The following is a 9,813-nucleotide window of genomic DNA, read 5'->3' as shown; positions in this document are numbered from 1 at the left end:
GTATTTGGCAAATAACCATAATCAGTTTTTGGAAACACCGCTCCAGCACGAAGATAAACTGGTTGAAAGCATTCTAAAAGTAGGGGCTTACCAACTCCTATTCATGCGCACACCCGCCCACGCTGCAATTAATGAAACTGTGCAAGCCGCTGCCGAGCTGGGAATAGAGCACTTTAAGCCTTTGATCAATGCAGTGCTTCGAAAAATATCCGCCCTGCCAGCGATCGAAGCAGGTGAAGCAACAAACGAAATCATTAATGCCAGCTACCCTGAGTGGATTAAAGAAAAGGTTAAACATAACTGGCCAGAAAAGTGGCAAGATATTCTTCGCCAGGGAAATGCACGCCCTCCGATGACACTGAGAGTTAATCGACAGTTCGCTGAAAGTGACGAACCAAGACAACACTACCTGGATTTACTAACGGAACAGGAAATTGAAGCGCAAACTTGCGCCTTCAGTTCTTTCGGCATCCAGTTGCTCAAACCGGTTCCCGTAGCCGCTTTACCCAAGTTTCGCGAGGGCGCAGCAAGCGTTCAGGATGAAGCAGCCCAACTATGTTGTGACTTACTGGAACTAGAAGAAGGCCATAAGGTACTCGATGCCTGTGCCGCACCAGGCGGAAAAACCTGTGCGATCCTGGAATCCCAAACAGGTATTCACCTGACGGCGCTAGACTCTGAAGCAAGTCGAGCCGCAAAGATCGATGAAAACCTTAAACGACTAAATTTACAGGCAGAACTTAAGGTATCACGCGCCGAAGAGCTTGAGCAGTGGTGGGACGGTAAGCATTTTGACCGAATCCTGCTCGATGCACCATGCAGCGCCAGCGCAGTCATTCGACGCCACCCTGACATCAAACTATTGCGCAAAGAAGGTGATATAAAAGCATTGGCTGAACTTCAACTTCAGCTACTTACAAGCTTGTGGAAAACACTCAAACCAGGCGGGATATTGGTATACGCAACCTGCTCTATCTTCCCACAAGAGAATAGCCGAATTATCGAGCGATTCTTAAGACAGCAAGATCAGGCCGAATTATTCAAGATCGATGCACCCTGGGGGCAAGATACCGGGTTTGGTCGTCAATTATTCCCTCAAGAAAACGGTCATGATGGTTTTTTCTACGCCCGTTTAAAAAAACGCGGAAGCGAAATACCCGAATAAGAAGCAAGATTTATCAGATTAACCGTGTTTAGGGGATGAAAAGAGTCATTTTACTGAATTGGCGATTGACCCTAAATTTTGTCGGTATATTATAGCCCACGGGTCAAATGACTGAATAAACCGGTGCGTAGATCAACCTTATGAAAATTATCATTATCGGTGCAGGGCAAGTAGGCGGAACGCTTGCTGAAAACCTCGCAAATGAAGAAAACGACATCACCGTCATTGATCACAATGGCGCTCGACTGCGTGAGCTTCAGGATCATTTAGACATACGCACAATTCACGGCCAGGGTGCTCACCCTAACATTCTTGCCCAGGCGGGCGCAGAAGATGCAGACATGCTGATTGCAGTTGCAAATAGTGATGAAGTTAATATGGCCGCCTGTCAGGTTGCTTATACACTATTTCAGACACCCACCAAAATCTGCCGGGTCAGAGCGACACCTTATTTAGCCAAGAAAGAGCTGTTTTCTAACAAAGCCTTTCCCATTGATGTACTCATCAGCCCCGAGCAGGTTGTTACCAAACATATTACCCGCTTATTGGAATATCCTGGCGCTTTACAAGCACTAGACCTGGCAAACGGTAAGGCCAGACTCGTTGCCATCAGAGCATGCCAGGGCGGCCCCTTGGTCGGTCATGCCTTATCCTTGATCCGACAGCACATGCCCACTATCGACACCCGAGTGGCAGCAATTTTCAGAAAAGGCCAACCAATCATTCCTTCTGGTAACACGGTGATTGAAGAAGATGATGAGGTTTTCTTTATTGCCGCGACCGACCATATTCGCGCGGTAATGAGCGAACTGCAGCCTTTGGAAAATAAGTACAAGCGAATTATTATCGCTGGTGGCGGTAACATTGGTTTTCGCTTAGCCAAGTACCTGGAACGTCGTTATCAAGTAAAAATCATTGAAAACCATCACGAGCGTTGCGTGGCACTTTCCGAGCAACTCGAAAAGGCCATTGTTCTGCATGGTAATGCCGCCAATAAAGACATGCTATTGGAAGAGAACATCGAAGATACTGATGTTTTCATCGCCGTGACCAATGATGATGAAGCAAACATCATGGCCTCGATGCTTGCCAAGCGCATTGGTGCTCGCAAGGTGATGGCCTTGATCAGCAACCCTGATTATGTCGATCTGATCCAAGGCGGTGAAATCGACATTGCCATATCGCCTCAACAAACCACCATTGGCAGCCTGCTAACCCATATCCGAAAAGGAGATGTCGTTAATGTTCACGCCTTACGACGAGGAGCAGCTGAGGCGATCGAAGCCGTAGCACATGGCGACGAGCGCTCCTCAAAGGTTGTCGGTAAACGAGTCGATGAGATACCTTTACCAACCGGTACCACCATCGGCGCAATTGTCCGTCACCAGGAAGTATTAATCGCTCACGACCATATCCGCATCGAGCAAGACGATCACGTTATCCTCTTCCTGGTCGATAAGAAAAGAGTTCGCGAAGTCGAGAAGCTGTTCCAAGTCGGACTCGCTTTTTTCTAACCCTGTTTTAGTAGTTTTTTGGGAGATACAACCGGATGCATTTGTCTACAGTCAGCCGAATTCTAGGCATCCTGCTGATGATTTTTAGCCTGACCATGCTCCCGCCGATCATTGTTTCGCTCATCTATAACGATAATCAGCTCCATGCCTTCCTCGATGCTTTTGTTATTACGCTAGGCTTAGGGCTAATCATCTGGCTGCCTGTTCGAAACCATAAAAAGGAGCTTCGTGTACGAGATGGTTTTATCGTAACGGTTCTCTTCTGGCTGGTGCTCAGCCTGAGTGGTTCAGTGCCCTTATATTTATCTGACTCCCCTGATTTACGCTTCGTTGATGCTTACTTTGAGTCCCTATCGGGGCTAACCACCACTGGCGCGACCGTCATTACCGGGATAGATGACCTGCCCAAATCTATCTTGTGGTACCGACAACAATTGCAATGGCTTGGCGGCATGGGCTTGATCGTACTGGCTGTCGCCATTCTTCCAATGCTAGGCATTGGTGGTATGCAGCTATACCGAGCAGAGACTCCCGGCCCGGTAAAAGACAGTAAATTAACGCCTCGAATCACCGAAACCGCCAAAGCTCTTTGGTATATATACCTCGGGCTAACAGTCGCTTGCGCGCTATCTTACTGGGCCGCTGGAATGACCCTGTTTGACGCCATAGGCCATAGTTTTTCGACCATCGCCATCGGCGGCTATTCAACCCATGATGCCAGTATTGGCTATTTCGATAATAGCGTAATTGAACTAATCGCCATCTTCTTTATGTTTATCGCCGGGGTTAATTTCGCGCTGCATTTCACTGCATGGCGAAGCAATAGCTGGCGAACGTACTTTATGGACCCCGAGTTCCGCTTTTACGCATCGCTCATGTTGATCGTAACCATTATTACGATCGCAACGCTTTACTTCACCGATACTTATAGCTTCTCTGACTCTATGATTCGAGGCGCCTTTGAAGTTGTTTCCATCGCAACAACCACTGGCTTTGCTACAGCAGACTTCACAGCCTGGCCATTCGTACTGCCCTTCCTCTTATTCGTTGTTGCCTTTGTTGGCGGCTGTGCAGGCTCAACCGGCGGTGGCATGAAGGCGATTCGAATCTTACTCATCTACAAGCAAGGCTTGAGAGAAATCCAACGTCTAATTCATCCCAACGCCATTATTCCAGTAAAACTTGGCAAAAAGCCGGTTCCCGACCGTGTGATTGAAGCTGTTTGGGGCTTCTTTTCGGTTTACTTGTTCGTCTTCGTTATTTTGCTCTTAATGTTACTGGCAACGGGCTTGGACCAAGTCACTGCCTGGTCAGCTGTCGGTGCCAGTATTAACAATTTAGGCCCAGGCTTAGGTGATGTCGCACAACACTACGGCGACATTCCCGATACCGCTAAGTGGGTTCTATGCTTTGCCATGCTAATGGGCCGCCTAGAGATCTTCACTTTATTGATATTGTTTACCCCTGCTTTCTGGCGAAATTAAGGCCCTTATTAAAAACCGAGAAAATACCAATAAAGCAGACGAGTGCACTGACATAGCGGCCAATAAACCTTATGATTGATCAATAATAAAAATATAAGTGGCTGTCAGACATGCTTAAGCTCTCGTGCTTAAATACACTCTTTCTCATTTTTTTCCTATTTTTAGCCGGTGTATCTTCTGCATTGCAGGCCGAAAGTAATACGGCTCAAGCAAGCACGAATAAACTCCTTGTTATCGACCTGCGAGACAAAGATTGGTCTAGCAAACAATCTTTTAGCCTTGACGGCTATTGGAATACTTACTGGAACCGCTTCATTCCACCTCAGGACATCTACAAGACAGAAGAAAGCCCCATTAAATTTCCCGTTCCCGGTGTTTGGAATAAAAACCCCTATCGCTTTGTCGAGAATCAACGCGTTGACACAATGAAGGGTGAGCACATTCAAGAACAGCAGGTAATCTATCCTCCTCTGGGTCTTGCAACGTATCATGCAAAAGTTCTGGTGCCACAGAATTTGGAGCCTATCTATCTCTATATTCCTGACATGCCAAGCGCCTACAAGCTTTACATCAACGGCAATCTTAGCGCCCAAAACGGTAAGCCCGGTTATTATCAGAGCACTGAAACGCCTGAGTTTAGACCCAGAGTAATCAAACTCACCAATCATGCTAGCGAACTAGATATCGTGATTCATCTGTCTAATCACCATTATCGCGAGGGCGGCATATGGTTTAGTCTACGCATGACGGGCGAGGCCGGCCGTTTCAATATGGAGTATCGTCCGATCATATCGGCAGTCTTCTTTGGCTCAATTCTAATTGCAATCGGCCTGTATAATTTTTCATTATTCGCCTTCCGCTCAAAAGAGGTTAGCGCTCTATACTTTGGTCTATTGTGCTTGGCTGTGGGCTTCAGGCGCTTAATGATTGATGAGCGGGTTCTGCACTTATTTGACTGGTTCAGCTGGGCAAGCCTCCAACGCCTTGAGCATTTAAGTTTTTACCTGACGCTTCCTTTCTTTATGGGCTTCTTTAGCGCCTTATACCGGAAATATATCCCGGCCTTTACCATGAGAGTCTCATGGGTGCTAATCACCCCCTTTGTCTTTATCTGCCTGGCATTCGAGAACCGAATATACACCGAGTTGAATGTGGCATTTCAGGTACTGGTATTAATTAGCGTCACCTTTGCAATGGCTATGTACTTAAAAGTTGTTCAAGCAGGTGGAAAACGGGTTAAAGCTTTTGGCGCCAGTTTACTTATTTTGGCGCTTACCGTTATTCATGATGTACTCAAAGCCAATGGTATTTTCGGCACACCTTTTAATGTCGCACATTTTGGTGTACTGGCTTTTGTTATCTCCCAGTCCATCGCCCTTCAACGGAACTATCTGAAGAACCTAGACTTAGTAGAGGCGATGTCGAAGCAACTAAAAAGTCGAAATAAAGAACTTATCGAAATGGATGCCTTCAAAGATGAGTTTTTGGCCACTACCTCTCACGAACTACGAACGCCTTTACAAGGTATCTCGGGGCTAGCAAAAGTATTAATCGAAAGTGATCAGCAGAGCTTAAGTCCAGACCAAAAAAACAAGATTGAGCTTATCTCTAACACCTCGCAGCGCTTGAATATCCTGGTGAACGACATTCTTGATTTTTCGAGTATCAAACATGGAAAGCTAAAACTGAATATCGCTCCCATAGATCTTCAGTCTATATCAGAGTTAGTACTTACCACCATGAAACCTCTTCTGGATAAGAAGCCTATTGAGTTAAAAGCAGAGATTTCACCTAAGGTTAGAAACTTAAATGCAGATGAGTTTCGCGTGCAGCAAATATTGATCAATATACTAGGCAATGCCGTCAAATATACCGAACAAGGCAAAATCACACTAAGCGCTTACCAGGTAGGAGAAGACGTATTAATTAAGATCTCTGATACAGGTGTCGGTATCCCTGAAGAGAAACTACACAGCCTGTTTCGTCCCTTCGAGCAAGTCCATGTTGAAGGTCACCCTTCAGCAAGCGGAACCGGGCTCGGCCTATCCATCAGTAAACAGCTTGTTGAATTGCACGGCGGTTCCCTAACGATTAAAAGCCAGGCCAATCAAGGCACAGATGTCACCCTATCCTTACCCGCTGGTTTGGTCAGCAATCAGGAAGCCAATAAGCAATTAGCTGAAACCGCTCTACCAGCCACTCAAGCACCTATTATCACTAAGGAAACTCAGGTTTCTACCAGCGAAACCTCTGCAAAACTACCCGATTTATCGTTTGAAGGCGGTAGCGAAGAAATGACTCCGCTGATATTTATCGTCGACGATGAACCCGTAAACCTGGAGCTGGTTTCCAGCCTGATGTCACAACAAGGTTATCGATATGAAGTCTTTCCGGATGGAATTAGCGCTCTAGCCAGGCTCAACCAACAAGTACCTGACCTGATATTACTCGACTTTATGATGCCAAAAATGAGCGGCATTGAAGTCTGCACCCTGGTTCGGAAGCAGTTCGACAGCTATGAACTCCCCATCATCATGCTGACAGCACGGCATCAAATATCCGATATTGTCAGCGCCCTGAGCCAAGGTGCCAATGATTACCTCATCAAGCCCTATCATAATAAAGAACTAATCGCCCGCGTAGAAAGTCAGCTAAGCGTAAGAAGGTGCTGGATCGCGAACCAGGAAAACCAGAAGCTTCGCAACGAGATCGCTAAACGAGAAGCCCTGGAAGAAGAGTTATCCGAACTTAATTCGAAGTTGCTTAACGTTCTGGATATTAGTGAAGAACTTATTATCGTCATCAACGAGCAACTCAATATTGCTTACACGAATGATAGAGCGCTACAAGAATTTAGCCACAAACTTGGTGAATCATCCGAGTCCAGCCTACTAGGGCGCCCCATTAGCGACTTCGTTTTGCCAGAGCTACTCTCTCAACTGGAGAAAGCGTTAGTCGAAAAGCCCGATTCGGCCTACTCAATAGACTTGATGAGTGAACCCGGCGAGCAGGCTGTATGGCACGCTTCCATCAAATACGTTAACGAGTCCGGTCAACCTTATTTAGCCTTGGTTATCGACCAAAGAGAACTGTCGCCAGAACAGGTTGAAGGTAAGCCTTTACAGACTGATAATGCCCTGGCAGCACTAACTCATGAGCTGAGCGAAAGTCGGCGTAAAATCAATGAAATTGAAGGGGCACTAAGGCATGTTCTCATTGATCCTGATCATGCGGGAGAGCAAATCAGTGAACAAATAGGCGATACAGACTCAGTTCAATATATAGACTCTCCTCCAGCTCTTGAACACGATGATAAAACCGAATTTGATGGCAAAGAGCTTATTGTCGAACTGTTGAGGAACTCACTAAATATTTGGGAGCGCTCAACAAATAAGACAAAGGTTGACCTGGCAGAGCAAAGTCGCTGCTGGCGTGTATACGTGGACGGCACCACGGTTAAAACTCGAACCTTTGACAAGTACCTGAGCGCTCGTACTATCCCTGATAGGCCCAGGTGGCGAGCCGTAGTGCGCACGGCAAACTTCGTTTTGGCTAACTGCGACTTGAATGAACAAGATACACAGGAACTATCTGAACTAACCAGGCGTGTTGAAGACAACTATTCATAGGCTAGATCACTTGCAATCAATTCCCTCATCAGCTCACCCCCAAATAGAACCAAGGAAGTAAAATGGCAAAATATGATAAGCGGCACTCAAAAGGAAGCGAGCGGACGCTGGAAGAAGCTAATAAGCTGGCAAAAGCGAACCAACGCCCAGGCCAAACGAAAGAACAAACAAAAATCATTGCCCAGGGTATTCAAAAAGGGATTGAGCAGTATAAAAAACAGCACAAAGCCAAAAGCCGAGAGCTCGACAAGCAATTAAAAGCTGCAGAAAAAGCCAAACAGATGGCAAGCAGTAGTGAAGAAAAACAGCTTGAAGAGCATGTTCAGCCACCTAAAGCACAGACGTGGTTACCCTGGTCTTTACTCGTTTTATCATGGGTTTTGTTTGCAATATTCCAAGTAATATAAGAACTCATCTCGATGAAATTTGATTAGTTTTGAACCAAGTCTCACTGAAAACTCTGAATTTAACCTAAGTTACCTAAATTACCCTTCTTTGCCACAGCTTCGTAATCCTCTTTTTTATATGGTTTAAATCACTTACTTGTCATTGCTTTGGAGGAGTCCCCCAAAAAAGTCAGACAAGAAAGAACCTGAAAAAGAATAGTTCTTTAAGAACATATAAAACACTTACATACATGAAAAAAACAAAATTAAGAAAATTAACGGAGTCGATTGATGAAAAGCCTGAAATTGAAGTTGGTGACACTGACGTCACTACTTGTTGCTGCATTCGCGGTTAATGCGAACGGCTACAGTAATGTATACGTATTTGGCGATAGCCTTTCTGATAATGGTAACCTTAATGCCATTGCACCAGACCAAACCTATGGTGAACGTTTCACCAATGGCCCTGTAGCGGTAGAATTCGTTGCAGCAGCACTAGGTCATACCCTAACACCATCGCTACACTTAGCGGGTGGTTATACTGGTAACAACTTTGCTATTGCTGGTGCAAAAGCAGTTGACGAAGATGGTGATGAATCTACACCGGACATCAACCTACCTACCCAGGTTAATGCTTTCCTACAAATCAATGCAGGTGTTGCTCCTTCAGACGCGCTATACATCGTATTAATCGGTGGCAATGACATTCGTGCAGCACGTGAAATTCGCTCAGGAGCAGTTTTCGCTTCTACAGCTCAAGAGCGTCAGGCTATTCGTCAGGCAGCTAATGCTTCATTGAAAGCAGCTGTTGAATCTGAAATTGCTCAAATCGAAAAATTGATCGCTTCTGGTGCTCAGCACATTCTAGTATCTAATGCTCCAGATATCGGCGCGATCCCCGAAACTGATTTGGTTGTTGCTGGCTTACTTGCAAACACTCAAACGACTCGCCAAGAGCGCAAAGCGAACCGCCTTGTACGAGTTACTACTAAGCTTTCAGCTAAGTTCAATCGCAAGCTGGATCGTAAATTGGCTCGTCTTGAGCATCAAACAGGTGTCGATTTTATCGAGTACGACCTATTCAGCTTCTTGACTGATCAAGTCGACAACGCTGAAGACTATGGCTACACCAATACTGACGACGCATGTGCTTACATGCTATCTCAAGGTGGTGCACTTCACCCTGAGTGTGATGGTTACGTAACAGCTACTGGCTTCTTGTTCTATGATGAAATTCACCCAACTACGCAAGCTCACCAAGCTGCAGGTATTGAAATCGTTCAAACTCTATTGGCTCAATAAAACAAATTTGAGCCTCCCTACCAGACACACCCAAAACGATAACTAATAAAGCAGTACTAACTCTAAGAGGGCCTCGGCCCTCTTTTTTTATTCCAGTCGATAACACCTGTACAACTTAGAACTTCAATTGCTTTTAGTTAAAGCAAAGATTCAGCAAGTTAACCTAGACCCATCTTTCTTGAAGCGTGGTGTCAATGAAGGTTTCTCTGGCGGTGAAAAGAAGCGTAATGAAATCATGCAAATGCTAATGCTTGAACCATCACTCGCGATTCTTGACGAAACCGACTCCGGACTAGACATCGACGCACTTAAAGTGGTTGCTGACGGCGTTAA

At 45.7% G+C, this 9,813-nt stretch carries 6 protein-coding genes and 1 pseudogene; all 7 read left to right on the top strand.

Going from position 1 to position 9,813, the window contains the following annotated elements; all coding sequences use genetic code 11:
* Positions 1-1,165: 16S rRNA (cytosine(967)-C(5))-methyltransferase RsmB (rsmB, locus tag A3766_RS14800; protein ID WP_156508914.1), on the top strand; the 1,165-nt coding region annotated here is incomplete at its 5' end.
* 140 nt (positions 1,166-1,305) lie between these two features.
* Positions 1,306-2,679 carry a Trk system potassium transporter TrkA gene (gene trkA, locus A3766_RS14795; RefSeq protein ID WP_068512833.1) on the top strand — a complete coding sequence of 458 codons (1,374 nt, stop codon included), beginning with the start codon at positions 1,306-1,308 and terminating at the stop codon, positions 2,677-2,679.
* A gap of 35 nt (positions 2,680-2,714) precedes the next feature.
* Entirely contained in the window at positions 2,715-4,163 is a 1,449-nt protein-coding gene (locus A3766_RS14790; RefSeq protein ID WP_068512836.1) for a TrkH family potassium uptake protein, read from the top strand.
* A 110-nt stretch (positions 4,164-4,273) separates the two neighbouring features.
* Complete coding sequence (locus A3766_RS14785) at positions 4,274-7,792, top strand: response regulator (protein ID WP_068642443.1); 3,519 nt, start codon at positions 4,274-4,276, stop codon at positions 7,790-7,792.
* 62 nt (positions 7,793-7,854) lie between these two features.
* On the top strand, positions 7,855-8,199 hold the full coding sequence (locus tag A3766_RS14780) for a DUF2956 domain-containing protein (RefSeq protein ID WP_068512841.1): 345 nt from the start codon (positions 7,855-7,857) through the stop codon (positions 8,197-8,199).
* A 270-nt stretch (positions 8,200-8,469) separates the two neighbouring features.
* Complete coding sequence (locus A3766_RS14775; RefSeq protein WP_068553884.1) at positions 8,470-9,480, top strand: SGNH/GDSL hydrolase family protein; 1,011 nt, start codon at positions 8,470-8,472, stop codon at positions 9,478-9,480.
* A gap of 139 nt (positions 9,481-9,619) precedes the next feature.
* Positions 9,620-9,813, top strand: a pseudogene (sufC, locus tag A3766_RS14770) (Fe-S cluster assembly ATPase SufC); the annotation flags it as partial.

The sequence above is a fragment of the Oleiphilus sp. HI0132 genome (assembly GCF_001635845.1).
The sequence above is the reverse complement of the archived record's forward strand: the minus strand, read 5'-3'. Positions and strand labels throughout refer to the sequence as shown.